Origin of the sequence: Allobosea sp. Root670 (assembly GCF_001429415.1) — a bacterium.
GTDB lineage: Bacteria > Pseudomonadota > Alphaproteobacteria > Rhizobiales > Beijerinckiaceae > Allobosea > Allobosea robiniae.
Map to the genome: position 1 here is coordinate 282,704 of NZ_LMJU01000012.1, position 23,184 is coordinate 305,887.

The following is a 23,184-nucleotide window of genomic DNA, read 5'->3' on the forward strand; positions in this document are numbered from 1 at the left end:
TCAGACCTTCTCGACTTCCGGGCGCCCGAGCAGGCCGGAGGGCATGAAGACCAGCACGATCGCCAGGATGGCGAAGGCGGCGACGTCCTTGTAGTCGATGGTGAAATAGGCCGACCACATCACCTCGATCAGGCCGATCAGCAATCCGCCGATCACCGCGCCGGGCAGGGAACCGATGCCGCCGAGCACCGCCGCCGTGAAGGCCTTCACGCCGGGCACGAAGCCGTCGGCGAAGTTCACGACGCCGTAGAGCACGAGATACATCACACCGGCCACCGCCGCGAGCGCCGCGCCCATGACGAAGGTGATCGAGATCGTGCGGTCGACGTCGATGCCGAGCAGCGCCGCCATCTTGCGATCCTGCTCGCAGGCGCGCTGGGCGCGGCCGAGCGGCGTCTTCTGCACGATGTACCAGAAGGCCGCGAGCAGCACCGCCGTCGTCAGGATGATGACGATCTGCTTGTAGGAGATCTGGACCGAATAGGTCGTGCTCTCGATCAGAGTGATCGACTTGTTGAGCAGCGGCGGGATCGATTTGTTGCGCGGGCCCTGCACGACCTGCACGAAGTTCATCAGGAAGATCGACATGCCGATCGCCGAGATCAGCGGCGCCAGGCGGAAGGAGCCGCGCAAGGGCCGGTAGGCGACGCGCTCGATCGTCCAGTTCCACAGCGAGGTGACGAACATCGCCAGGCCGAGCACCACGACCAGCGCCAGCATGACCATGCCGGCGCCGGTGCCGACCACCGCCGTGATCAGCATGAAGAAGATCAGCGCGATGAAGGCGGAGAGCATGAAAATATCGCCGTGGGCGAAGTTCACCATGCCGATGATGCCGAAGACCATCGTATAGCCGATGGCGATGAGACCGTAGATCGATCCCAGTGTCAGCCCGTTGATGAGCTGCTGCAGGAAGACTTCCATTGAAAAACGCCGACCCCTCGAACCAGCTCCCGTTCTCGTCACCGGCATGACGCCGGCGCATGCGGGATGCGATTGCCGTGCAGAGCTACCAACGGCTCGTGCCGGGGACAATCGCTCCGCGCCAAATTTCTGTCAAAAGCAATTACGAACGACCTGCCCTGAAAATGTGCAGAATTCTCTGCGAAGCAGCGGGTGTTATACGCATGATGATTGCGTTGCAGGCTGTGAAAACTCGCTCCGATCGCATTTCCTGCCATCGCGGCGGTGATGGTCTGCCATGCGCCTGAGTGCAGGTTATCCAAAAGACGAATACGAAAAGTCGATTGTTGGATCGGAAAAATGCATGGGAGGGCGCTGCGAAGCCGTGGGCTCGGCAGTGCTTCCGAGGCCGGTCATCGGGCGGCTGCCGTCACGGCAGCGAGAGTTCCTTGAGGGCTCCGGGCTGCTTCACCTCGATCTCGACGAAGGCGATCGGATGATCCGAGCCGTTCATGACGTCGTGGCGGATGCCGGCCGGGCGCATATAGGCTTGGCCCTGCGCCAGCGGCACGTCGGAGACATCCGTTCCGTTATGGATACGCAGCGTTCCGGCGGTCAGCATGATGACGAAATAGGGCCAGCCATGCTCGTGCCAGCCGGTCACGGCGCCGGGCTCGAAATCCCAGCGGGTGATCCTGATCTTCTCGTCGTCCTGCTGGACAGTCGGCGCGGCGGGAATCGTGCAGGTGAAGGCCATCGGGATCTCCATGGGCGGAACGCCGACGGCCACAGTCCCGATCAGGCTCCGGCCCGGCCGCTGGCAGCCGACATCGCCCCAGCCTGATGGATCGCCATCACGATATCAAGTTGCAGCGGTGCGGCCGCTTGTGGCGCCCGGCCCGTTAACGGAAGGGTGCTATATCCGGTGGCGTATTGGAGTGAGCCGCCGGCTTCGCCCTGGCTGGCGCCGGCGACCTCAAGTCTCTACATGGACTGCTGTTCCGCCGGATCCGGGACATCGAACCGATCGAGCCGATGACGAAGACCGTTCACCCCCTGCCGCCTCTGGACCATCCGGACGCCCATGCGTTCCGCGATGCCATGGCGCGAGTCGCGAGCGCCGTGCATGTCGTGACCACCGACGGGCCAGGCGGGCGCATCGGGCTGACGGCGACGGCCGTTGCCTCCGTCTCCGATTCGCCGCCGACGGTGCTGGTCTGCATCGCCCGCGGCAGCCGCACGCTGGCGGCGATCGAGGCGAGCGGGGTGTTCTGCGTCAACACCTTGCCGGAAAAGCTCGTCGATCTCGCGGAAATCTTCGCCAGCCGGCGCGGCATCGAGGGCGAGGCGCGCTTCGACACGGCCCGCTGGGGCCGGCTCGTCACCGGGGCGCCTGTCCTGCTCGACGCGATCTCTGCCTTCGACTGCCGGCTGGTCACGACGCATGACGCCGCCAGCCATCGCATCGTGATCGGTGAGGTTGCCGGCCTCGGCGGGGCCGGGCGCGGGGCGGGGCTGATCTATCGGCACCGCCGTTTCAGCGCGGTGTAGAGGCCAAACTCAAGCGTCAAGCGATGGTGATCAGACCCTCTGCCGAGATCGTGATCCTGCGGTCGGCGAGCGGTCCTTGATCGGCGGCCGGCAGGCGGAAGGCCGGCGGCGTCGGCCAGCCCATCTCGCGGGCGACGACCAGGCCGAGCAGGAGGATGGCGTCCGGCGCATCCATCAGCAGGGCGGCCGGCGCCTTGCCGGCATGGACCAGCTCCAGCAGCACGGCGGAGGCTGAGGACGAGCCGATCGTGCCGGGCAGGGCGAGGATGCGGCCGGCGATATTCCGGCCACGCTCGGGATGGCGGGCATCGATGATCGCGCCGCTCGCAGGATCGACGCCGCCCCAGAAGCTGATCGGGGCGGTCAGGGCAAGGCAGCCGCCAGTGACGGCGTCGCCGGGCAGGAGGATCTCCGCTTTCAACACCATGCGCGGGCTTCCCTGACCAGCCGGCCGGCCACCGCGCTCTCGACGCATTCGGAGAGCGAGCCATAGGTCACGGCGTAGCCGGTATTGCCCGGCGCGTAATGGGCGAACTTGCCGGAATTGGTCATTAGCACGGCGCCCTCAAGCTCAGGCAGGATCGGGGTGACGACGACGCAGGTATCGACGACGAAGATCACGCCCGCCGCTTCCAGCGTTGTGCGCCGGCCCTGCTCTTCGAGCGGGCCGACGACGTGTCGGCCGGTATTGGCATAGAGCGGCACTGTCAGCTTGCGCCCGGCCATGAGGCGTTCGAGCGCATCGATCTCGACCAGCGAGAGATGCGGCGAGCCGATCGCGACGGCATCGATGCGCTCCGTCGGCCCGGCTGTCGAGAGGCGGGCGAGGGCGGTCGCGATGTCGGCAGGCGTCAGAGCGCTCGTCTCGCGCGGAGCGATGCCGCCCAACGCGGTCGCGGCATCCGGAGCCTCGGGCGTGACACCCGCGACATGGAACAATCCGACGCCGCCCGCCGAGGCGGCGGCGGCACCGAGCGCCTTGAGGCGGTCCTCTGTCGTGCAGCCCTGCAGGCCGTCGATCACGGCGACGTCGCTGCCGGCGCGGCGGCCGAGGATCGTGCCGAGCACGGGATAGAACACGTCCGACGAACGTAATTCGCGGGAAAGGCCGCCGACATCGATCAGCAGAGTCGCGACCCGGTTCTCCGGGCGATGCAGGCCGTAATCCGGGGCACGGCCGCTGATCGCGCAGGCGATGTCGAGGAAGTCGCCATAGCGGTTGGTCCGGGCGCCGAGCACCGAGTTGCAGAACACCACGGCATTGGATTCGCCCCAGGCGACGTCGCTGCCCTGCGCCGGGCGGTGGCCGGCCTGGTAGGGCGCGCAGGTCCAGCTCGGCTCGCAGCCCATCGCCTCATAGGCCCGCATCATCCGCCGGGCCATGTCCCGCTCATGCGGCGGCAGACGGATTGCGGCGCAGCCGGCCGGCGCTAGCGAGCCGACATTGAGGCTGGCGCGCACGCCGACGCGAGCGCCGCCTGAGACCAACTTCTCCGCGAAAAGCGTGCCGGAATCGCCATGGTAGAGCGCGCCGTCGATATGGGCGGAGGCGATCGGGATCAGGCGCGGCGCGCCCATCAGGCGGGCGGCTTCGGCCACGATCCGCATCGCCATGGCCGCCCCTGCACCGGCAGAGCCGCCGGCGATCATGCGTTCGTCGGTGGTGAGTTCCAGCATCGGTTCTCCCGCGGCCTGCCGCTTTCCAGGCCGGGCGCCTCTTGTGCAGGCGGGGGCTTTGCGACCATGGATAGGGAACTGGATAACCTTCGAACCGCGCCGGCCGCAATCGTCCGCGCTGCGGTCGTGCTGCTCGGGAGATGTGCCATGGCGATGACGATGAACGGCGAGGCGACGCTGCCGGCCGCCAAGGACGTGGTCTGGGCCAAGCTGAACGATCCCGAGGTGCTCAAGGCCTGCATTCCCGGCTGCGAGCAATTGACCATGGACGACGTCACCCATCTCTCGGCCATCGTGAAGGTCAAGCTCGGGCCGGTGAAGGCGACCTTCAAGGGCAAGGTCGAGCTCAGCGAGCTCGATCCGCCGAACGGCTATCGCATCTCCGGCGAAGGCGAGAGCGGCATTGCGGGCTTCGCCAAGGGCGGGGCGCGGGTCCATCTGAGCGATGCAGAAGGCGGCCAGACCCTGTTGCGTTACGACGTCGAGGCCCAGGTCGGCGGCAAGCTGATGCAGCTCGGCTCCCGCCTGATCGATTCGGTCTCGAAGAAGCTCGCCGACGAGTTCTTCGCCAATTTCGCCAAGGCGGTCAGCGAAGGCTGAGCGCCCTCAGGACGCTTCGCGCAACGTGGCCAGTGCCTGGGTGACGGCGGCCTCGGCCGCCCCGACCTGAAGCGCGATATTGGCCGCGGCGGCGTTGGCCTGCTCCAACGCCTTCTGCGTCATGTCGAGGCTGCCATTGACGGCATTGGCGCTTTCGATCGCCTCGTCCGAGCTGTCGGCAACCAGCGCGGCGTCATGCGCGATCGTGGCGGTGACCTTGCTCTGCTGGGTGACGGCTTCCGAGATCGCCTCGGAATCGAGACGGATGGCATCGACGGTGGCTGCGATGGCGGCAGCGTGCGTCCCGCAGGCCTCGGCGCTCGCCGCGAGTTCGGCGATCTGGCCGGCGATGTCCTGCGTCGCGCTCGCGGTCTGGGTCGCCAGCGACTTCACCTCGGCGGCGACGACGGCGAAGCCGCGACCGGCCTCGCCGGCGCGGGCGGCCTCGATCGTGGCGTTGAGCGCCAGCAGATTGGTCTGCGCGGCGATGTCGGCGATCATCCCGACGACCTTGCCGATATTGCCGGTGGCCTCCCGCAGCCGAACGACGGCCTCGTTCATCTGGCCGGCGTCGAGCACGGCCTGATGGGTGATCGACAGGCTTTGCCGGGCGCGCTGGCCGATATCGGCGATATTGGCCGACATTTCCTCGGTCGCGGCGGCCGTCTGCAGCGATTTCTCGCGCACGACCACCGAGGCGCTGGCCACCTTTCCGACGGTGTCCTTGATGAAGCTGGTGGTCAGCCCGGTCTGGTCGGCGGTCGCCACGAATTGCTCGACGGCGTCGCTGATGGTGTCGTCGAGATGGCCAATCCGGGTCCTGAGCTTGACCGCCGCCTCGTCGAGGGTGGAGGTGCGCCGGCGGGCATCACCTTCCTCGATCTGCTGATTGATCGTGATCGCCGTATTGATATCCATCACCAAGAGGTTCTCGATGATCTCCATGTCGCTTGCGAAACGGCTGGGCGACAGCAGGGTGGCCAGGCGCGGCTTCGTCGCGATCGCCCGAAAAAGAGCGCCAGCAATCGATACGCGCGATCGGGTGCCGACCTTGATCGCGCGCTCCAGCGTGCACACGCGCTCCATCGACTCGTAGTAGCGGTCGTCGAAATCACCTTCAAAGATCAGTCGGAAGTGCTGCTCCGTGACCTCGTAGATGCTCTCGGTCAGCGGGCTGATGTTGTCTTTCAGATCGGGATGGATCTGGCGGCCGTAAGCGAAGGCATTGGCGACGATCTGTTCGATGACGAGATCGACATGCTTGCGATAACCGCGCAACGCGGCGCGTTTCTGCTCACCGTAGCCCGTCGAGCGCAGGCGTCGCTCGACCTGTTCGGAAATCGACGTCAAGAACGGCTCCCGTGCAGCCGGCAAACAGCGCTCCACCGCCACATCACCGTGAACGGGCTCGGTTAAAATTTCGGCAATGCGAGGCCGGCCGCGCGGTTTTGTAAATTTTCGGCTACGTTCCAGCCAAACGCGACGAAACGCCCGCAAAACGGTGCAAATTAGCCTAGCTTGTCTTGGTGCCTCCGGCTTGACCCCGGAAAAACGCGGGTCCACATTCATTTTTGAGCTGTTCCAAGGAAAGCCTGCCTGATGAGGCCGGTTGCTCCTTAGGCTTCAGCACGGTCCAGTCCCGGGGAGGGGATGGGCCGGCGTCGGAGACGGGTCACAGGAGATATGCTCATGGCCACTGTTTCGCTGACGGTGAACGGCAAAGCCGTCACCGCCAACATCGACCCGCGCACCCTTCTGGTGCAGTTCCTGCGAGAGAATCTGCGGCTGACCGGAACCCATGTCGGCTGCGATACCAGCCAGTGCGGCGCCTGCCTCGTGCATCTCGACGGCAAGGCGGTGAAATCCTGCACCACGCTCGCCGTCTCCGTGGACGGCGCCTCCGTGACGACGATCGAGGGGCTCGCTTCCGGCGACACGCTGCATCCGATGCAGGAGGCGTTCCGCGAGCATCACGGCCTGCAATGCGGCTTCTGCACGCCGGGCATGATCATGTCCGCCGTCGACATGGTGAACCGCCGCGGCCATCAGCTCGACGAGAAGACGATCCGCGAGGATCTCGACGGCAATATCTGCCGCTGCACCGGCTACCACAACATCGTCAAGGCAATCGCCGCCGGGGCCGAGGCCATGGGCAAGGGCGCTGCGCCGGCCCGCCAGGCCGCCGAATGAGGCCGCTGCCCGCGCCGCTCGGTGCGGGCTCTTCATCCTTCATGCGTTCCATGCAGTGAGGCGCCCGCGAGAGGCGCCGTGCGAGGAGGGAACACCATGTCCGCCACCGGAATCGGCGCCGCAGTCCGCCGCAAGGAAGATCACCGTTTCATCACCGGCCAGGGCCGCTACACCGACGACGTCAACCGGCCGGGCCAGGCCCATGCCTATTTCCTGCGCTCGCCGCATGCCCATGCCAAGATCAAGTCGATCGACACCAAGGCTGCCGGCGGCATGCCGGGCGTGCTCGGCATCTTCACCGGGGACGACCTCGCGACCGACAAGATCGGCGGTTTGATCTGCGGCTGGATGATCCACAACAAGGACGGCTCGCCGATGCGCGCCGGGCCGCATCCGGCGCTGGCGCAGGGCAAGGTGCGCTATGTCGGCGACCATGTCGCCGTGGTGGTGGCCGAGACGCTGGCTGAGGCAAGGGATGCTGCGGAGGCGATCGCAGTGGATTACCAGGAGCTGCCGGCCGTGGTCGACACCGCCAAGGCGATGGGCGCCAAGACCGTGGTCCATGACGAGGCGCCGGACAACAGCGTGTTCAACTGGCATCTCGGCGACAAGGACGCGACCGAGAAGGCCTTCAAGGCCGCCAGGCACGTCACGAAGATCGATCTCGTCAACAACCGGCTCGTGCCGAACGCGATGGAGCCGCGCGCGGCTGTCGGCGACTACGATGCCGGCGACGGCATCTTCACGCTCTACACCACCAGCCAGAACCCGCATGTCGCGCGGCTCGTGCTCTCGGCCTTCATCGGCATCGCGCCGGAGAACAAGCTGCGCGTGATCGCGCCTGATGTCGGCGGCGGTTTCGGTTCGAAGATCTTCATCTATGCCGAGGAGACGGTCTGCGTCTGGGCGGCGAAGAAGGTCGGACGGCCGGTGAAATGGACGGCGGACCGGACCGAGGCCTTCCTCTCCGACGCGCATGGCCGCGACCATGTCACCCATGCGGAACTCGCGACCGACGCCGAGGGCAGGATCCTGGGTATGCGGGTCAAGACAACCGCCAATCTCGGCGCCTATCTCTCGACCTTCTCCTCCTCGGTGCCGACCTATCTCTACGCCCCGCTGCTCTCGGGCCAGTACGACATCCCGGCGATCTATTGCGAGGTCGATGCGGTCTACACCAACACCGCCCCCGTCGATGCCTATCGCGGCGCCGGGCGGCCGGAGGCGACCTTCGTGGTCGAGCGGTTGATCGAGGTCACCGCGCGCCAGCTCGGCAAGGACCCGGCCAAGTTCCGGATGCAGAACTACATCAAGAAGTTCCCGCACCAGACGCCGGTCATCATGATGTACGACACCGGTAATTACAGCGCCTCGCTGAAGAAGGCGCTGGAAATGATCGACTACAAGGGGCTGGGCAAACGCAAGCGCGATTCCGCTCGTGCCGGCAAGCTGCGCGGCATCGGCTTCTCCTCCTATATCGAGGCCTGTGGCATCGCGCCCTCGGCGGCGGTCGGCTCGCTCGGCGCCGGCGTAGGTTTGTGGGAATCGGCCGAGGTCCGGGTCAATCCGGTCGGCACGGTCGAGGTGCTGACCGGCTCGCACAGCCACGGCCAGGGCCATGAGACGACCTTCGCGCAGCTCGTCAGCGACCGGCTCGGCATCCCCATCGACAATGTCTCGATCATCCATGGCGATACCGACAAGGTGCAGATGGGCATGGGCACCTATGGCTCGCGCTCCGGCGCGGTCGGCATGTCCGCGATCTTCAAGGCCCTCGACAAGGTGATCGCCAAGGGCAAGAAGGTCGCTGCCCATGTGCTGGAGGCCGACGAGGCCGATATCGATTTCGCGGACGGGCATTTCGCGGTGAAGGGCACTGACCGCAAGCTCGATTTTGGCTCCTGCGCGCTGCAGGCCTATGTGGCGCACAAGTTCAACGGGCAGGAGCTGGAGCCGGGGCTGAAGGAGGGGGCGTTCTACGACCCCACCAACTTCACCTTCCCGGCCGGCGTCCATATCTGCGAGGTCGAGATCGACCCCGAGACCGGCGTGACCAGGATCGAGCGCTGGGCCGCCGTCGACGATTTCGGCAATGTCATCAACCCGATGATCGTCGAAGGGCAGGTCCATGGCGGGATCGCGCAGGGTGTCGGCCAGGCGCTGCTGGAAGGCGCGCGCTACAACAGCGACGGCCAGCTCGTGACCGCGAGCTTCATGGACTACACCATGCCGCGCGCCGACGACCTGCCATCCTTCGATGTCGGCATGACCGTGACCCCGTGCCCGTCGAATCCGCTGGGGATCAAGGGCTGCGGCGAGGCCGGGGCCATCGCCTCGCCGCCCGCCGTGATCAACGCCATCACCGACGCGCTCGGCCATGAGGACATCGCGATGCCGGCCACGCCGCAGGCGGTGTGGCGCGCGGCGCAGAAGTCGATCAGCCGCCAGGCGGCCGAGTGAGCTGAAAGGACAAGTCGATGTACGCTTTCACCTATCACAAGCCCACCAGTGCCCGGCAGGCGGCGACGCTGCTCGCCAAGAAGGAGGACTCCAAGCTCCTCGCCGGCGGCCACACCCTGCTGCCGACGATGAAGCAGCGCCTGGCCTCGCCGACCGCGTTGGTCGATCTCGGCGCCTGTCCAGATCTCAAGGGCATCAATCGCAAGGGCCGCAACATCGTCATCGGTGCGATGACGACCCATGCCGAAGTGGCTTCCTCGGCCGAGGTTCAGGAGGCGCTGCCCGCGCTCGCCTTCCTCGCCGGCAGCATCGGCGACCCGCATGTGCGCCATCGCGGTACGATCGGCGGCTCGGTCGCCAATAACGATCCGGCGGCGGATTATCCGGCGGCCCTGCTGGCGCTCGGCGCCACCGTCGTCACCAACAAGCGCAAGCTGACGGCGGAGGAGTTCTTCACCGGGCTCTACGAGACGGCGCTGGACGAGGGCGAGATCATCACCAAGGTCTCGTTCCCGCTGGTCTCGAAGGCGGGCTATGCCAAGTTTCGCAACCCGGCCTCGCGCTATGCGATGGTCGGCGTCTTCGTCGCCAAGCGCGGCAGCGAGATCCGCGTCACGGTGACCGGCGCAGGCGAGGGCGGCGTCTTCCGCTGGCCGGAAGCGGAGGCGGCGCTGAAGGCGCGCTTCGCGCCGAAATCGCTGGACGGGCTGAAGCATACCGCCAAGGGCATCAACGGCGACATCCATGCCGATGCCGAATACCGCGCCCATCTGATCGGCGTGATGGCCAAGCAGGCCGTGGCGCAGGCGACGGGGAAGTAGGCGCGGGCGCTTTCCCTTCTCACCAGACCGTCATGCTCGCCCTTGTGGCGAGCATCCGCGTCTTGGACACGGTGTTGCTTCGACAAAGACGTGGATGGTCGGGACAAGCCCGACCATGACGCGAAGAAGGATGCGAAGCGGACCGGCGCTTCGAAGGCTTGACCCTTTGCCTTCTTCCACGCCTAGCTCATTGCTCATTCCCGAGAGATGCCCGGGTCAAGCCCGGGTATGACGTGTGTCTTGATGTCCAGTCCTCTGCCTTCCTCCATCGATGCCACGCTCGCGCTGCTGCAGGGCCAAGGCTATGTCGCCGACCGCGCGCTCGCGACCGTGCTGTTCCTGGCGCTCCGGATGAAGCGGCCGCTGCTGCTGGAAGGCGAGGCCGGCACCGGCAAGACCGAGATCGCCAAGGTTCTGGCCGCCGGCCTCGGCCGCCGGCTGATCCGGCTGCAATGCTATGAAGGGCTCGATCTCGCCTCTGCCGTCTACGAGTGGAACTATGCCGGGCAGATGATGGCGATCCGGTTGGCGGAGGCCGGTGGCGCGGCGGGTGATCGCGAGCGGCTGGAAGGCGACATCTTCTCCGAGAAATATCTCGTCAAGCGGCCGCTCCTGCAGGCTCTGGAGCCGCAGGAGGGCGGAGCGCCGATCCTGCTGATCGACGAGCTCGACCGCACGGACGAGGCCTTCGAGGCTTTCCTGCTCGAGGTGCTGGCCGATGCGCAGGTGACGATCCCCGAACTCGGCACGATCCGCGCCGCCGAACCGCCGATCGTGATCCTGACCTCGAACCGCACCCGCGAGATCCACGATGCGCTGAAGCGGCGCTGCCTCTATCACTGGGTCGGCTACCCCGATGCCGTGCGCGAGCTGGCGATCCTCAAGGCGAAGGTGCCGGATGCTCCGGCCAAGCTCTCGAAGCAGCTCGTCGCCTTCGTGCAGGCGATCCGCAAGGAGGAATTGTTCAAGGCGCCGGGCGTCGCCGAGACGCTGGACTGGGCGACGGCGCTGGTCGAGCTTGATGCGGTCGCGCTCGATCCGGCCATCGTTTCGGATACGCTGGGCGCATTGCTGAAGTATCAGGACGATATCCAGGCGATGCAGGGCTCGCAGGTGAAGGAGCTCCTGGATCGGGCCAAGGCGGAGGCGGGGCGCTAGGTTTCCCGCGCCGCGAAGCGAGAGGGTGCTGCCATGAACGCCGATATCAAGGCCGTCGAGGCGACGGTCCGGACCTATCTCGACGGGCTCTATGAGGGCGATGCCGAGAAGCTCGCCCATGTCTTCCATCCGACCAGCGCTCTGACCACGGCGCGCGACGACGGCGCGATCCAGATCGTCCAGCGCGACGCCTGGCTCGACGCCGTGCGCAATCGGCCGGCGCCGCAGGCGGCGGGCATGCAGCGCGACGATCATATCCTGACGATCGACCTTGTCGGGCCGACGCTGGCAATGGTCAAGGTGAAGTGCCAGATGCCGCCGCGCTATTTCACCGACCTGCTCTCGCTCCTGAAGATCGAGAGCCGCTGGCAGATCGTCCAGAAGGTGTTCATGACGGAGACGCAGGGGACGTGAGCGGCAAGCTTGCCGAGAACGTCGCCTATTTCGCCCGTGCCTTGCGCGTGGTGGGGCTGCCGGTCGGGCCGGGCGCGGTGGTCGAGGCGATCGCGGCTTTGGGCGACGGGGCGCTTGGTGGACGGGACGATGTCTATTGGGCGCTGCACGCGATCTTCGTGAAGAAGCACGAGGATAGCCCCGTCTACGATCAGGCCTTCCGGCTGTTCTGGCGCCGGCGCAACCTGATCGAGAAGATCATGGCGCAGATGTCGCCGGTCTCGCCCCGCGCCGACAGCCAGCCGGAGAAGGCCGAAGCCGGGGCGCTGCGGGTCGCAGAAGCCTTCGCGCCGCCGCCGCGCGAGGACGAGCCACCCAAGGAACTGACCGAACTGACGGCGCGGCTCACCGTCTCCGATCGCGAGATGCTGAAATCGCGCGATTTCGCCCAGATGAGCGCGGCCGAGATCGCCCGTGCCAAGCAATTGATCGCTGAGCTCAGGCTGCCCGACGACAGCATCGTGACGCGCCGCTTCCGGCCGGCGCATCGCGGCACGCGCATCGATCCGCGCCGGACCTTCCGGCAGTCGCTGCGCGGTGGCGGCGCCTCGATCGACCTCGCCTTCCGCGAGCGGCGCGAGGTGCATCCGCCCATCGTGGCGCTGGTCGATATCTCCGGCTCGATGGCCGAGTATTCGCGCATCTTCCTGCATTTCCTGCACGCACTGACCGAAAAGCGCCGGCGCGTGCATTCCTTCGTCTTCGGCACGCGCCTGACCAATGTCACGCGGATGCTGAGGGCGCGCGATCCCGACGACGCGCTGGCGCTGGCCGGCAAGGCCGCGCCGGACTGGGAAGGCGGCACGCGCATCGCGACCGCTCTGCATGACTTCAATCGCATCTGGTCGCGGCGGGTGCTGGCGGGCGGGGCGATCGTGCTGCTCTTCACCGACGGGCTGGAGCGGCATCTCGACGACAGCCTGGGTTTCGAGATGGACCGGTTGCACCGCTCCTGCCGGCAACTGGTCTGGTTGAACCCGCTCCTGCGCTATGATGCCTTTGCGGCACGGGCCAGTGGCATCCGGGCTATGCTGCCCCATGTCGACTCGTTCCGGCCAATCCACAATCTCGCGGCGATGGCCGATCTCTGCGCCGCGCTTTCGCTGGATGCAGGGCGGGAGAGCGATCCACGCCTGTGGTTGAAGAAAGCCGGTTGAGGCATGATGTCTGGCGCCAGATTCAGGCGTAAGGTGACATCATGATCAGCACCGAAACCGACATCCTGCGCGCTGCCGAGGATTGGGCGCGCGGCGGACGTGGCGTCGCCATCGCGACCGTGGTCGAGACCTGGGGCTCGGCGCCGCGCCCGGTCGGCTCGCATCTCGTCATCGACGGGGAGGGGAATTTCCTCGGCTCGGTCTCGGGCGGCTGCGTCGAGGGCGCCGTGGTGGCCGAGGCCGCCGATGTGATCGCCGACGGCAAGGCGCGCATGCTGGAATTCGGCGTCGCCGACGAGACGGCCTGGCAGGTGGGCTTGTCCTGCGGCGGGCGCATCAAGGTCTATGTCGAGAAGGTGAACTGAGATGGCCTCCTGGGAAACGCTTGTCGCCTTCGCGACGGTGACGATCCTCGTCGCCTATTTTCCGGGGCCGGCGCTGCTCTACACGGCCGCCCAGACGATCAGCCATGGCCGCAAGGCCGGCCTGATGGCGATGCTCGGTATCCATCTCGGCTGTTACCTGCATGTCTTCGCAGCGGCTTTCGGGCTTTCGGCCGTGTTCAAGCATGTGCCGGAGCTCTACATGGCCGTGAAGATCGCCGGCGCGCTCTACTTGATTTGGATCGGCATCGGCATGATCCGCTCGCGCATGGGCTCCCCCGATCAGCCGGTCGCGCCGCCCAAGACGGTGAAGCGGGCGCTGCTCGATTCCTTCATCGTCGAGATCCTGAATCCGAAGGTTGCGCTGTTCTTCATCGCGCTGCTGCCGCAGTTCGTCGACCCTTCGGCGTCGCTGCCGGTCTGGGCGCAGTTCCTGATCCTCGGGATGGTCGTGAACTTCGCCTTCTCCTCGGCCGATCTCGTCACCGTCTTCGGTGCCTCGCTCGTGGTTGGCGCGATGAAGAAGACCAAGGCGAGCTTCGCCTTCGGGCGCTGGATCGGCGGCTCGCTGATGATCGCGCTCGGCCTGAAGCTTGCGACGGACAGGGGCTGAGCGGTGGAGCTTTCGACCCTCGCCGCGCTCAATGAAGAGCGCCAGGCGCGCCGCGCGGCCGTGCTGGTCAGCGATCTCGCCACGGGCGCGCAACGGCTGGTGAAGCAGGCTGCGATCGCTGGCGATCCGCTGGCGGAGCTGCTGGAGCGGCAACTGCGCTCCGGCAAGAGCGGCATGATCGAGGCGGATGGGACGACCTATTTCTTGACCGTGCAGGCGCCGCATCCGCGCGTGGTCGTGACGGGTGCCGTCCATATCTCGCAGGCGATGGCGCCTATGGCCCGGGCGCTCGATCTCGATCTCGTGGTGATCGATCCGCGCAGCGCCTTTGCCACGCCTGAGCGTTTCCCCGAGGTGACACTGCTGGCTGAGTGGCCGGAGGAGGCGCTTCCGCGGATCGGGCTCGACGCCTACACCGCTTTCGTCGCGCTGACGCATGATCCAAAGATCGACGATCCCGGCCTTGTCGCGGCTTTGCGCTCCGATTGCTTCTATGTCGGCGCGCTCGGCAGCCGGAAGACGCATGGCAGGCGGCTCGAGCGATTGACGGAGGCGGGCTTCGATACCGCCGCGACGGACCGTATCCATGCGCCGATCGGGCTCGATATCGGCGCGGTCTCGCCAGCGGAGATCGCGCTCGCGATCCTGGCCGAGATCGTCGCGACGCTGCGCGGCCCGCGCCGCAAGCCGGCCTGAGGATCACGCGATGAAATTCGGACCGGTCGCCATCGCGGACGCCGTCGGCTGCATCGCGGCGCATACGATCCGCGCGGATGGGACCATCGTGAAGAAGGGCGCGACCGTCACGGCGGAACTGGCCGCGAAGCTCGCGGCGGCAGGCATCACCGAGATCGTTGCCGTCCGTCTGGAGCCCGGCGATATCGACGAAAATGCTGCGGCGGAACGGCTGGCCGAACGCATGGTCGGAGATGCGATCGTGGCCGAGTCGCCCTTCACCGGGCGGGTCAACATGTTCGCGACGCAGGCGGGGGTGCTGCGTGTCGACATTGCGGCGATCGACGCCTTCAATGCGGTGGACGAGGCGATCACGGTCGCGACCCTGCCGGCACTGAAGGCGGTCGTGGCGGGCGAGCTCGTCGCCACCGTGAAGATCATTCCCTATGCGGTTCCGCAGACTCTGGTTGAGCAGGCGCTCGACGCACTCGGCAACACGCCGCCAGTCTCGGTCGCGGCCTACCGTCCGTCCAGCGTCGCGGTGATCTCGACCCTGCTGCCGGGGCTGAAGCCGAGCGTCGTCGACAAGACCTTGCGCATCATGCGCGATCGGCTGGAACCGGCCGAGGCGATGCTGGCCGCCGACCAGCGCGTGCCCCACGAGGCCGAGCCCCTGGCCGCGGCCATCGCCGAGCAGGCGGCGGGAGCGGCGGACATCATCGTCGTCTTCGGCGCGTCGGCCATCACCGACCGGCGCGACGTGATCCCGCAGGCGCTGGTGGAGGCGGGCGGCGAAGTCGAGCATCTCGGCATGCCGGTCGATCCCGGCAACCTGCTGATGCTCGGCCGCATCGCCGGCAAGCCGGTGATCGGCGCGCCGGGCTGCGCCCGCTCGCCCAAGGAGAACAGCTTCGACTGGGTGCTGCAGCGCTATCTCGCAGGCGTTCCCGTCGGGCGCAGCGATGTCCAGAAGATGGGAGTCGGCGGCCTGCTGATGGAGATCGTCTCGCGGCCGCAGCCGCGCGCTCCGGGTTCTCCCGAGCGCGGTCCGCTGGCGGGGATCGTGCTGGCGGCGGGGCAATCGACGCGGATGGGCGCGGAGAACAAGCTGCTGCAACCCCTGCGCGGCAAGCCGATCCTGCGCCATGCCGTAGAAGCGCAGATCGAGGCAGGCTTAAGCCCGGTCATCGTCGTGACCGGTCACCAGCGCGCCGAGGTCGAGGCGGCTCTGTCGGACCTGCCGGTGCAGCTCGTGCATAATTCCGACTACGTCTCCGGCCTCGCCAGCTCGCTCAAGGCCGGTGTTGCGGCATTGCCGCCAGAGGTCCCGGCAGCGGTGATCTCGCTTGGCGACATGCCGAATGTCACGCCTGCGGTGATCGAGCGCCTGGTCGAGGGGCATCGCGCGCAGCCCGAGGCGCTTGCGGCCGTGCCCACCCTGTTCGGCCAGCGTGGCAATCCGGTGCTGCTCGCACGCGCGATCTTTCCCGCGGTCTCGCTGCTGAGCGGTGATCGTGGCGCACGGCGGCTGCTCGACGAAGCCGGGGAGCGCGTCATCGACGTGGCCTTCGAGGACCCCGCCATCGCCATCGATGTCGATACGCCGGAGGCCTTGCGGGCGCTGCGGAGCTGACCGCCTCTCAACGCTGCCAGTGCAGTCCGAGCGTGCCGTAATAGGCGGGGGGCCGGTCGCTGGTCTTCTGCAGGCCGCCCGAGAGGCGCCATTCCAGCCCGAGGAAGCGCAGCCCGGTGAGATGCAGGCCCAGCCGGAGCTTGCGATAATCGCGTTCGCGATAGGCTTCGAATTCCGGGCCGAGATAGAAGCCGGCCGGGACCTGCCAGCCCGGCGCGAGACGCGCCCAGAAGCGCCCGTTCAGGGACGATGCGTAGGCGTTGGCCTGCACGATCATTCCGGGCGCGGGAACGATCCAGAGATCAGCTTGCAGCCGGGCACCGTAGCGGGTGCCGGTGAAGGACGGGCCGAAAGCTTCGATCCGCTGTTCGCTTTCGATATCCGAGCCGGCATAGAGCGCGAGAAAGCTGTCACCGACACGCCATTCATAGCCCAGCAGGGCCTGCGTTTCGCTCTTGTAGGTCACGCTGTGCGGCCGGCGGCGGTGGGTCTCTTCCTGCGCGCCGCCGGCCTTGACGAAGAGGCGGAAGCCGCTCTCAGAGAGGCCACCGGCGATGGCACGCTTCATCCCGACCGAAAGAAAGGTTTTGGTCGGCCCGGCTTCCATCGAACCGAAGATGACCATCGAGAGTGGCGACCGCTCGGGCTCCTCTTCATCGACGCTGGCCGCAGAGGTCGGGGCGGCGGCGAAGACCATCGCCAGCCCGGCCAGTCCGGCCCTGCCCACTCGGTACGCCACGCAAGCCCCCACGCCCGCTGTCGCGCACGCTGCCATGCTCGGCAGCCTGCCTCAGGATTGCACCAGTTTGGCAGTAGGCTGGCAAGCCTTTGTTAACCAGGCGGGAGCAGGCTCGATCTACCCGGCAAAGCTTTCAGTCCGTAATGGGGGGAGGTGGCGATGGTTTCGACCGATTTCATCCGGCAACTCGAAGGCTATGGGCTGACCACGGCAACCATCCTCTACCGGATGCCGGATCATCTCAGCGTCCTGCAAACCTATATCTGGCAGCAGTACGACCTGGCACCGCGCTTCCCCGTCCTGCAGGACTTCCTGACGTTCTGGAAGAGAGAACTGGAAGGGCCGCTCCATTCCGTAACCGTAGCGCATTCGCGTCTGATCAAGCCGGCGGAAATCCGCAACGTAAACGGTGTGTTCACCCTGCACTAAGCGCTTCGCCGGCCTCCCGGCCCCGTGCCAGGGGCATTGAAAACCTGCGTCCGGCTCGCTTGTTGGCGGGTGTCCGGCCGTGCTAGGCGGGCGCTTCCGCTTCGGTACGGCCTGCTCCCTTGTCATCTCCCTTGCGTACATCCGGACTTCTGACGGCGCTGGCGGGTCTGCCCGGGGAGCGCATCGCCGTCGGCACGATCGTCGCTGCGTTGCAGGACCGGGCCTATGCCCTGCTCGTCGTGCTGCTCGGCCTGCCGAACTGCCTGCCGATGCCGCCGCCGATCCCGCTGGTCTGCGGCCTGGTACTCGCCTTCGTCGCCGTGCAGATGCTGACGGGGCGGCGGATGCCGTGGCTACCGCAAGCGCTGCTCAAGCGTAGCATCGGCAAGCCTGAACTCAGCCGGGCGGTGGCGCGGGCGCTGCCTGCCCTGACCTGGCTTGAACGTTTCTCGCGGCCGCGCCTGACGATGCTGGGAGGGGCTTATGCCATTCCGGTGCTGGGCCTCGTGATCCTGATCCTGGCGCTCGGCCTGATCGTGGCCGCGCCCTTCATCGGCCAGATTCCGCTCGGGCTTGCCGTCTGCCTCGTCGGGCTCGGTCTCGTCGAGCGGGACGGGGTGCTGATCATCATCGGTGCGGTGGTCGGTGCTGTCGGCCTGCTGCTCAGCGCAGGCTTCGCCTACGCGATCTTCAGCGGCATCCACGAGCTGTTCTTCTGAGGTCCGCCGCGCGCCCGGCTCGTGGTGTCAGGCGGCGGCGAGGATTTCGGCGAAGGGATTGTCCAGGCCGAGCAGGCGGTCGATCTCGGTTGCGGGCACGGCCTTGGAGAAGAGGAAGCCCTGCAGTTCGTGGCAGCCGATCGCCTGCAGGAAGCGATGCTGCTCGGCGGTCTCGACGCCCTCGGCGCAGACGCGCAGGCCGAGCGCCCGCCCGAGATGAGCCATCGAATGGACGAGGATCGCCGATTCGCCGGTCGATTCCATGTACTCCAGGAAGGTGCGGTCGATCTTGATCTTGTCGAAGGCGAAGCGCCGCAGATAGATCAGGCTCGAATAGCCGGTGCCGAAATCGTCGAGCGCGAGGCCGACGCCATGCGCGCGGATGTCCATCATCGCGGCTTCGGCGGCGTCGGCATCCTCGATCAGCACGCCTTCGGTCAGTTCGAGTTCGAGCTGGGCCGGGTCGAAATCCGTCTCCGCGATGGTGCGGATAACGTTGGCGACGAAGTCCTTGTGGCGGAACTGGATCGGCGAGACGTTGACCGCAAGGCGGATGCCCTTCCAGCGCCTGGCCTCGGTGCAGGCGCGGCGCAGCACCCATTCGCTGAGCGGCACGATCAGGCCGCGTTCCTCGGCGATCGCAATGAAATCCGAAGGCGGGATCATGCCATGGGCCGGGTGCTGCCAGCGCACCAGGGCCTCGACGCCGACGATGGTCGATCCGTCGACGGAGACCTGCGGCTGGTAGTGCAGCGTGAGCTGGTCGTTGTCGATGGCATGGCGCAGGTCGTCCTCGACCATGCGCTTCAATTGCATCGAGCGGTTCATCTGCGATTCGAAGAAGGCATAGCGGTTGCGGCCGCTGTTCTTGGCTTCGTAGAGCGCGGTATCGGCGAGCTTGAGCAGGGCTTCGCGGCTGGTGCCGTCGCGCGGGGCCATGGCGATGCCGATCGAGGAGCCGATGGTGACTTCGGCGCCGGTGATGGTGAACGGCTCGCTGAGGCTGGCGAGGATGCGCTCGCCGAGCGCGGCGCAGCCGGCCGGCGTCGCGGAATGGGTCTGGATGATGCCGAATTCGTCGCCGCCCAGGCGTGCGACGGTGTCGCCGACCTGGACCGCGCCGGACAGGCGAACCGCGACCTGACGGATGAGTTCGTCGCCGGCGGTATGGCCATAGGTGTCGTTGACGGCCTTGAAGCGGTCGAGATCGATCAGCAGCATTGCGAGGCTTGGCCCGTCATCGTGCTGGATATGAGCCAGGGTCTGATCGAGCGTCAGGTCGAAGCTGCGGCGGTTCGGAAGAAGGGACAGCTCATCCTGGCCGGCGAGGCGCTGGATCTGGCGCTCGCGCAGTTCGATCTGCTCGGCCGAGGCACGCAGGCGCTGGACGACGAAGATGAAGATCGCGGAAAACAGCAAGGCAACCGCAATCAGCGCCCAGAGGAAGCGGCGCAGCATGACATCGCCGGGACGGGCCGGGGACCAGGTCAGCCAGGCGCCGATCTTGCCGTCGGCGGTGCGCAGGCTCAGATTCGACAGCGGGTCGGCAGGCGGCGTGGTCACGAGCTGGATGTCGGTCACCCGATTGCGCTCGGCCAGGTCCGAGAGCAGGGCGCTGGACAGGTGCCGGTAGGCGACGAAGGACAGCGGGATCGAGCCGCCTTCGGAGCTGAAGGAGGCGATGCGCGACAGGTCAATCACCGTCAGGAGCAGTGTCTCGTCGCCATCCGTGGTGATGGTCGAACGGGCCGCGCCGAACTGGGGCGTGACCTCGTCGCCGATGACGGTGGCGACGAAAGAGCTCTTCGCGCCTCGCTGCAACGCATCGATATGATGCGGGCGCTCGTGATCCGCATGATCCATCGTGGTCGGGTTCTCGACCCAGGCCAGCACGGTTCCGCCGGTTCCGCCGATATAGGCGCCGTCGAAATCCATCAGCTGATTGCCCAGACGCTTGAGCGCGGCCTTGAGCATGGCCGGGGAGCCGGGCTGCTGCAGGGCTTCAGGCAGATCGCCGGCAGCGACGAGCCGCTCCAGCCTCAGTTCGTTCAGCTTGATCTGGGCGTTGACGGCGGCCTCGATGCGCTCGCCCTGGCGCTGGGCCTCGAGGCGATTGGCCTCGCGGGTGATCGCGACGACGACGCCGATCCCGGCAGCCATCAGCAGCAGGAAGGCGCAGCCCAGCGTCACCACAGTGCTCGCGAACATGCGAGCGGAGGAACCCGCATTCGTCATCTTCGCGGCAGTGAATGCGGGCATTACGCGTCCGGAAAAGGGTCTTGGTGCTGTGACTTAAGGCTTGAATTATTGACATCCCGTTGCCTGCACACGGGTTTTCAAGCGCTCAAGCTCCGGGTGGCGCGTAAGGTGGCCGCGGTATCGCCATATGCGCGGCCCGCAGTGCCGCCGACCAGCGTTCGCGCAGATCGTGGAAATACGGCTCTCCCGCTTCGATCCGCCGGTTGAGCTCGAAATCATCGGCGTCGCGTCTGATGACGACGAGATCGATCGGCAGGCCGACGCCGAGATTCGAGCGCATGGTCGAATCCATCGAGATCAGACCGACTTTCAAGGCGTCGTAGAGATGGGTCTTGTAGGTGACGGCACGGTCGAGGATCGGCTTGCCGTATTTATGCTCGCCGATCTGCAGGAATGGGGAATCGATGCCGCACTCGATGAAGTTGCCGGCGCTGTAGACCATGAAGAGGCGCATCGGCTGCCCCTTGATCTGGCCGCCGAACAGCATGCCGATCTCGAATTTGACGCCAGCATCCTCCAGCGCGGGCCCGTCGATGTCGCGGACATGGCGGATGCAGCGGCCGACGAGCTGGGCGGCCCTGAACATCGAGCTGGCGTTCTGCAATGTGTCGAGTTCGCCGCTCTCGGGATTGAGCAGCCCCTCGTGCAGGAAGCTCACCACCGATTGCGTGATCGAGAGATTGCCGGCCGTCATCAGGCCGAAATTGCGGTCGCCCGGCCAGTTGAAGACATGGAGCTTGCGGAAGGTCGAGATGTCGTCGAGCCCGGCATTGGTGCGGGTGTCGGCGATCATGACGAGGCCATCCTGCACGAGGATTCCGGCGCAATAGGTCACGGGTTCGATCCCTGCTTTTTGGCCCAGTCTTCCTGGCGGAGTGCGCTGGAAGGGGCGCTACTGGTTGGCGAAGCGGCCCTCAGTTTCGCGGGCGCTGACGAGGACGCTGAGGTTCTCGCCTTCGCCGCCCTGGCGCGAGCCTCGAACCGGTGCGGCATCCGCGTAGTCGAGCCCTATCGCAACACGCACGTGCGTGTCGATCGGGCAGAGCCCATTGGCACAGTCGAAGCCGATCCAGCCATAGTCCTCGAGATGAACCTCGGCCCAGGCATGGGCGCCGTTGCCATGCGGCAGGCTGTCGGACCGTGCGACATAGCCCGAGACATAGCGGGCGGGCAGGCCGAGATGCCGGGCGCAGGCCATGAAGACATGGGCGATGTCCTGTGCGATCGCTTCGCGCGCTGCAAAGGCTGCGGCCGCGCCGACGCCGCTGCGGCCGCTGGCCTCGAGGCAACCCATGCGGTCGCCGACGGCATTCATCAAGGCATGCATCTGGGAAAGCGGCGTGTCGGCGCCGGCGGTGACCGCGTCGGCGAAGCTGCGCAGCGCCTCGTCCTGCCCGGTGAGGAGCGTGTCGCGGCAATAGACCTCGCAAGGCACGCGCTCCAGCCCGCCACGGACCACGCCGGCGAAGTCGATCGTCTCGATCAGTCCGTCGATGCGGATGGCAAGCGAGGAGATCGGCCCGTCGGCGTAGAACGAGTGCACGATATTGCCATGGGCATCCTGCGAGGCGCGCAGCCGGCCGTCGACATTCGGCTCGATGCGCCAGGACATGACATGCTGGCCGTCATGGTCGCGCGGCGTCAGCCGCAGGATCTGCGTGATGTGGCGCGCCGGCTCGGCATATTCGTAGCCGATCGTATGGGAAATCCTGATCCGCATGCTTCAGTCCGGGGCAGGGTTTATGGCAGTCGCGCCGAGAGCGCAGGCGAGCACTTCATTGCAGATACTGCTCGAAGATGGTGTTGCCGAGGCGGTTGTTCTCGGTGATGAACTCCTCGATGAACTCGTGCAGGCCGTGCTCGAAGACGTCGTCGATCTTTGTGTTGCTGAGGCTGCCAAGGGTTTTGCGCGCCTGGCGTTGCGCCGGTCCCTGGCGACCATAGGCATCGCCGAGCGCATCGAGGAAGCGCGAGATGTTCTCGTAGCAGGCAGCGAGCGAGCGCGGCATGCGGCGGTTCAGCACCAGGAGATCGGCGACGAGGATCGGCTTCACCGCCTCGCGATAGACCCAGTGATAGGCGGTCAGCGCCGAGACCTCGCGCAGCACGGTCGTCCATTGGAAGTAATCGAGCGAGCCGCCGACCTGCTCGTCGGCCGGTAGCAGCACATGGTATTTCACGTCGAGGATGCGGGCGGTGTTGTCGGCGCGTTCGAGATAGACACCGAGGCGCGAGAACCAGTAGCCGTCGTCGCGCAACATGGTCCGATAGGCCGAGCCGTCGAAGACCAGCGAGACGTTCTTCACCCAGTCGAGAAAGCGGGCGAACTCCTCGCGATCCATGCGCTTCTTCTCGAAGCGCTGCAATTCCAGCCAGGCGCCGTTCAGCGCGTCCCACATCTCCGAGGTCAGCGCCGTGCGCACGCCCCGCGCGTTCGAGCGGGCCTGGGCGAGGCAATTGCGGATCGAAGACGGATTGTCGGGGTTGAAGGTCAGGAAATCGCAGACATTGCGCTCATTCGCTTCGCCATAGGCCCTGGCGAAGTCCTCCTCGCAGCCGGCGGTGAGAACCGCGCTCTGCCATTCCGTGCCGGCACCGCCATAGGTCGTCGGCAGGTTGGTCAGGCGCGTCGTGGCGTCGAGGATGCGGGCGAGATATTCGGCCCGTTCGACATAGCGGGAAACCCAGTAGAGGCTGTCTGCGGTACGCGAAAGCATGGTCAGCGTGTGCCTTTCCGCGGGATGGCAGGCTGTTGCGGGAGGAG

At 66.4% G+C, this 23,184-nt stretch carries 24 protein-coding genes; 14 read left to right on the plus strand and 10 right to left on the minus strand.

What is annotated here, in order from left to right:
- Both ASE61_RS11285 and ASE61_RS11290 read right to left on the minus strand, forming a co-directional pair.
- Nucleotides 1–924: an ABC transporter permease subunit gene (locus ASE61_RS11285; RefSeq protein ID WP_061966965.1), complete on the minus strand. Its 924-nt coding sequence runs from the start codon at nt 922–924 to the stop codon at nt 1–3.
- A 409-nt stretch (nt 925–1,333) separates the two neighbouring features.
- Complete coding sequence (locus ASE61_RS11290; protein ID WP_061967292.1) at nt 1,334–1,660, minus strand: cupin domain-containing protein; 327 nt, start codon at nt 1,658–1,660, stop codon at nt 1,334–1,336.
- A gap of 278 nt (nt 1,661–1,938) precedes the next feature.
- Here ASE61_RS11290 and ASE61_RS11295 point away from each other — a divergent pair, with 278 nt between their 5' ends.
- Nucleotides 1,939–2,454 carry a flavin reductase gene (locus tag ASE61_RS11295; protein WP_061966966.1) on the plus strand — a complete coding sequence of 172 codons (516 nt, stop codon included), beginning with the start codon at nt 1,939–1,941 and terminating at the stop codon, nt 2,452–2,454.
- Between the two features lie 16 nt (nt 2,455–2,470).
- Here the strand turns inward: ASE61_RS11295 and ASE61_RS11300 are convergent, their stop codons facing one another.
- Nucleotides 2,471–2,881 (minus strand): aconitase X swivel domain-containing protein, encoded by a 411-nt coding sequence (locus ASE61_RS11300; RefSeq protein WP_061966967.1) that lies wholly within the window; start codon nt 2,879–2,881, stop codon nt 2,471–2,473.
- The gene (locus ASE61_RS11305; protein ID WP_082617370.1) at nt 2,872–4,131 is read right to left on the minus strand and encodes an aconitase X; all 1,260 of its coding nucleotides are present in this window, start codon (nt 4,129–4,131) and stop codon (nt 2,872–2,874) included. Before ASE61_RS11305 ends, ASE61_RS11300 begins: the two co-directional genes overlap by 10 nt.
- Before the next feature lie 147 nt (nt 4,132–4,278).
- Here ASE61_RS11305 and ASE61_RS11310 point away from each other — a divergent pair, with 147 nt between their 5' ends.
- Nucleotides 4,279–4,731 carry a CoxG family protein gene (locus ASE61_RS11310; RefSeq protein ID WP_061966968.1) on the plus strand — a complete coding sequence of 151 codons (453 nt, stop codon included), beginning with the start codon at nt 4,279–4,281 and terminating at the stop codon, nt 4,729–4,731.
- Between the two features lie 6 nt (nt 4,732–4,737).
- On the opposite strand, the gene ASE61_RS27410 is transcribed toward ASE61_RS11310, so the two are convergent.
- On the minus strand, nt 4,738–6,300 hold the full coding sequence (locus tag ASE61_RS27410; RefSeq protein ID WP_082617371.1) for a methyl-accepting chemotaxis protein: 1,563 nt from the start codon (nt 6,298–6,300) through the stop codon (nt 4,738–4,740).
- A 120-nt stretch (nt 6,301–6,420) separates the two neighbouring features.
- Between ASE61_RS27410 and ASE61_RS11320 the strand changes: the two genes are divergently transcribed.
- From ASE61_RS11320 to ASE61_RS11365, 10 genes are all read left to right on the plus strand, one after another.
- Nucleotides 6,421–6,921, plus strand: a complete 501-nt coding sequence (locus ASE61_RS11320; protein ID WP_061967295.1) for a (2Fe-2S)-binding protein — start codon at nt 6,421–6,423, stop codon at nt 6,919–6,921.
- Between the two features lie 96 nt (nt 6,922–7,017).
- Nucleotides 7,018–9,381 (plus strand): xanthine dehydrogenase family protein molybdopterin-binding subunit, encoded by a 2,364-nt coding sequence (locus tag ASE61_RS11325; protein ID WP_061966970.1) that lies wholly within the window; start codon nt 7,018–7,020, stop codon nt 9,379–9,381.
- Nucleotides 9,382–9,398: 17 nt separating this feature from the next.
- Entirely contained in the window at nt 9,399–10,202 is an 804-nt protein-coding gene (locus tag ASE61_RS11330; RefSeq protein ID WP_061966971.1) for an FAD binding domain-containing protein, read from the plus strand.
- 243 nt (nt 10,203–10,445) lie between these two features.
- Nucleotides 10,446–11,360: an AAA family ATPase gene (locus ASE61_RS11335; protein ID WP_061966972.1), complete on the plus strand. Its 915-nt coding sequence runs from the start codon at nt 10,446–10,448 to the stop codon at nt 11,358–11,360.
- Nucleotides 11,361–11,393: 33 nt separating this feature from the next.
- The gene (locus ASE61_RS11340; RefSeq protein ID WP_061966973.1) at nt 11,394–11,774 is read left to right on the plus strand and encodes a nuclear transport factor 2 family protein; all 381 of its coding nucleotides are present in this window, start codon (nt 11,394–11,396) and stop codon (nt 11,772–11,774) included.
- A complete protein-coding gene (locus tag ASE61_RS11345) occupies nt 11,771–12,970 on the plus strand; it encodes a vWA domain-containing protein (protein WP_061966974.1) in 1,200 nt (399 codons plus the stop codon). Before ASE61_RS11340 ends, ASE61_RS11345 begins: the two co-directional genes overlap by 4 nt.
- Before the next feature lie 41 nt (nt 12,971–13,011).
- A complete protein-coding gene (locus ASE61_RS11350) occupies nt 13,012–13,335 on the plus strand; it encodes an XdhC family protein (RefSeq protein ID WP_047574650.1) in 324 nt (107 codons plus the stop codon).
- 1 nt (nt 13,336) lies between these two features.
- The gene (locus ASE61_RS11355) at nt 13,337–13,966 is read left to right on the plus strand and encodes a LysE family translocator (protein WP_061966975.1); all 630 of its coding nucleotides are present in this window, start codon (nt 13,337–13,339) and stop codon (nt 13,964–13,966) included.
- Between the two features lie 3 nt (nt 13,967–13,969).
- Nucleotides 13,970–14,662 (plus strand): XdhC family protein, encoded by a 693-nt coding sequence (locus ASE61_RS11360; protein WP_061966976.1) that lies wholly within the window; start codon nt 13,970–13,972, stop codon nt 14,660–14,662.
- A 10-nt stretch (nt 14,663–14,672) separates the two neighbouring features.
- Nucleotides 14,673–16,274, plus strand: coding sequence for an NTP transferase domain-containing protein (locus ASE61_RS11365; protein ID WP_061966977.1), 1,602 nt, complete (start codon nt 14,673–14,675; stop codon nt 16,272–16,274).
- A gap of 7 nt (nt 16,275–16,281) precedes the next feature.
- On the opposite strand, the gene bcsS is transcribed toward ASE61_RS11365, so the two are convergent.
- Nucleotides 16,282–17,013: a cellulose biosynthesis protein BcsS gene (gene bcsS, locus ASE61_RS11370; protein ID WP_162260091.1), complete on the minus strand. Its 732-nt coding sequence runs from the start codon at nt 17,011–17,013 to the stop codon at nt 16,282–16,284.
- A 159-nt stretch (nt 17,014–17,172) separates the two neighbouring features.
- On the opposite strand from bcsS, the gene ASE61_RS11375 reads away from it, so the two are divergent.
- Together ASE61_RS11375 and ASE61_RS11380 are read left to right on the plus strand one after the other, a co-directional pair.
- A complete protein-coding gene (locus ASE61_RS11375) occupies nt 17,173–17,442 on the plus strand; it encodes an usg protein (RefSeq protein WP_061966979.1) in 270 nt (89 codons plus the stop codon).
- Nucleotides 17,443–17,561: 119 nt separating this feature from the next.
- Entirely contained in the window at nt 17,562–18,161 is a 600-nt protein-coding gene (locus ASE61_RS11380) for an exopolysaccharide biosynthesis protein (protein ID WP_061966980.1), read from the plus strand.
- 27 nt (nt 18,162–18,188) lie between these two features.
- Here ASE61_RS11380 and ASE61_RS11385 read toward each other — a convergent pair whose 3' ends face one another.
- The 4 genes from ASE61_RS11385 to ASE61_RS11400 form a co-directional block, all read right to left on the minus strand.
- On the minus strand, nt 18,189–20,369 hold the full coding sequence (locus ASE61_RS11385) for a putative bifunctional diguanylate cyclase/phosphodiesterase (protein WP_061966981.1): 2,181 nt from the start codon (nt 20,367–20,369) through the stop codon (nt 18,189–18,191).
- A 136-nt stretch (nt 20,370–20,505) separates the two neighbouring features.
- Nucleotides 20,506–21,255, minus strand: a complete 750-nt coding sequence (locus ASE61_RS11390; protein ID WP_061966982.1) for a hypothetical protein — start codon at nt 21,253–21,255, stop codon at nt 20,506–20,508.
- Nucleotides 21,256–21,312: 57 nt separating this feature from the next.
- The gene (locus tag ASE61_RS11395; protein ID WP_061966983.1) at nt 21,313–22,140 is read right to left on the minus strand and encodes a transglutaminase family protein; all 828 of its coding nucleotides are present in this window, start codon (nt 22,138–22,140) and stop codon (nt 21,313–21,315) included.
- A gap of 55 nt (nt 22,141–22,195) precedes the next feature.
- Nucleotides 22,196–23,137 (minus strand): alpha-E domain-containing protein, encoded by a 942-nt coding sequence (locus ASE61_RS11400; RefSeq protein ID WP_061966984.1) that lies wholly within the window; start codon nt 23,135–23,137, stop codon nt 22,196–22,198.
- Nucleotides 23,138–23,184 lie beyond the last annotated feature (47 nt).

Excerpts from the sequence above, each read along its gene's own strand:
- ASE61_RS11340 (WP_061966973.1), top strand. The coding sequence starts at position 11,394 with ATGAACGCCGATATCAAGGCCGTCGAGGCGACGGTCCGGACCTATCTC.
- ASE61_RS11335 (WP_061966972.1), top strand. The coding sequence starts at position 10,446 with ATGTCCAGTCCTCTGCCTTCCTCCATCGATGCCACGCTCGCGCTGCTG.
- ASE61_RS11375 (WP_061966979.1), top strand. The coding sequence starts at position 17,173 with ATGGTTTCGACCGATTTCATCCGGCAACTCGAAGGCTATGGGCTGACC.
- ASE61_RS11305 (WP_082617370.1), bottom strand. The coding sequence starts at position 4,131 with ATGCTGGAACTCACCACCGACGAACGCATGATCGCCGGCGGCTCTGCC.
- ASE61_RS11325 (WP_061966970.1), top strand. The coding sequence starts at position 7,018 with ATGTCCGCCACCGGAATCGGCGCCGCAGTCCGCCGCAAGGAAGATCAC.
- ASE61_RS11365 (WP_061966977.1), top strand. The coding sequence starts at position 14,673 with ATGAAATTCGGACCGGTCGCCATCGCGGACGCCGTCGGCTGCATCGCG.
- ASE61_RS11300 (WP_061966967.1), bottom strand. The coding sequence starts at position 2,881 with ATGGTGTTGAAAGCGGAGATCCTCCTGCCCGGCGACGCCGTCACTGGC.
- ASE61_RS11350 (WP_047574650.1), top strand. The coding sequence starts at position 13,012 with ATGATCAGCACCGAAACCGACATCCTGCGCGCTGCCGAGGATTGGGCG.
- ASE61_RS11320 (WP_061967295.1), top strand. The coding sequence starts at position 6,421 with ATGGCCACTGTTTCGCTGACGGTGAACGGCAAAGCCGTCACCGCCAAC.
- ASE61_RS11330 (WP_061966971.1), top strand. The coding sequence starts at position 9,399 with ATGTACGCTTTCACCTATCACAAGCCCACCAGTGCCCGGCAGGCGGCG.
- ASE61_RS11310 (WP_061966968.1), top strand. The coding sequence starts at position 4,279 with ATGGCGATGACGATGAACGGCGAGGCGACGCTGCCGGCCGCCAAGGAC.
- ASE61_RS11285 (WP_061966965.1), bottom strand. The coding sequence starts at position 924 with ATGGAAGTCTTCCTGCAGCAGCTCATCAACGGGCTGACACTGGGATCG.
- ASE61_RS11355 (WP_061966975.1), top strand. The coding sequence starts at position 13,337 with ATGGCCTCCTGGGAAACGCTTGTCGCCTTCGCGACGGTGACGATCCTC.
- ASE61_RS11290 (WP_061967292.1), bottom strand. The coding sequence starts at position 1,660 with ATGGCCTTCACCTGCACGATTCCCGCCGCGCCGACTGTCCAGCAGGAC.
- ASE61_RS27410 (WP_082617371.1), bottom strand. The coding sequence starts at position 6,300 with ATGAATGTGGACCCGCGTTTTTCCGGGGTCAAGCCGGAGGCACCAAGA.
- ASE61_RS11400 (WP_061966984.1), bottom strand. The coding sequence starts at position 23,137 with ATGCTTTCGCGTACCGCAGACAGCCTCTACTGGGTTTCCCGCTATGTC.
- ASE61_RS11295 (WP_061966966.1), top strand. The coding sequence starts at position 1,939 with ATGACGAAGACCGTTCACCCCCTGCCGCCTCTGGACCATCCGGACGCC.
- ASE61_RS11385 (WP_061966981.1), bottom strand. The coding sequence starts at position 20,369 with ATGTTCGCGAGCACTGTGGTGACGCTGGGCTGCGCCTTCCTGCTGCTG.
- ASE61_RS11395 (WP_061966983.1), bottom strand. The coding sequence starts at position 22,140 with ATGCGGATCAGGATTTCCCATACGATCGGCTACGAATATGCCGAGCCG.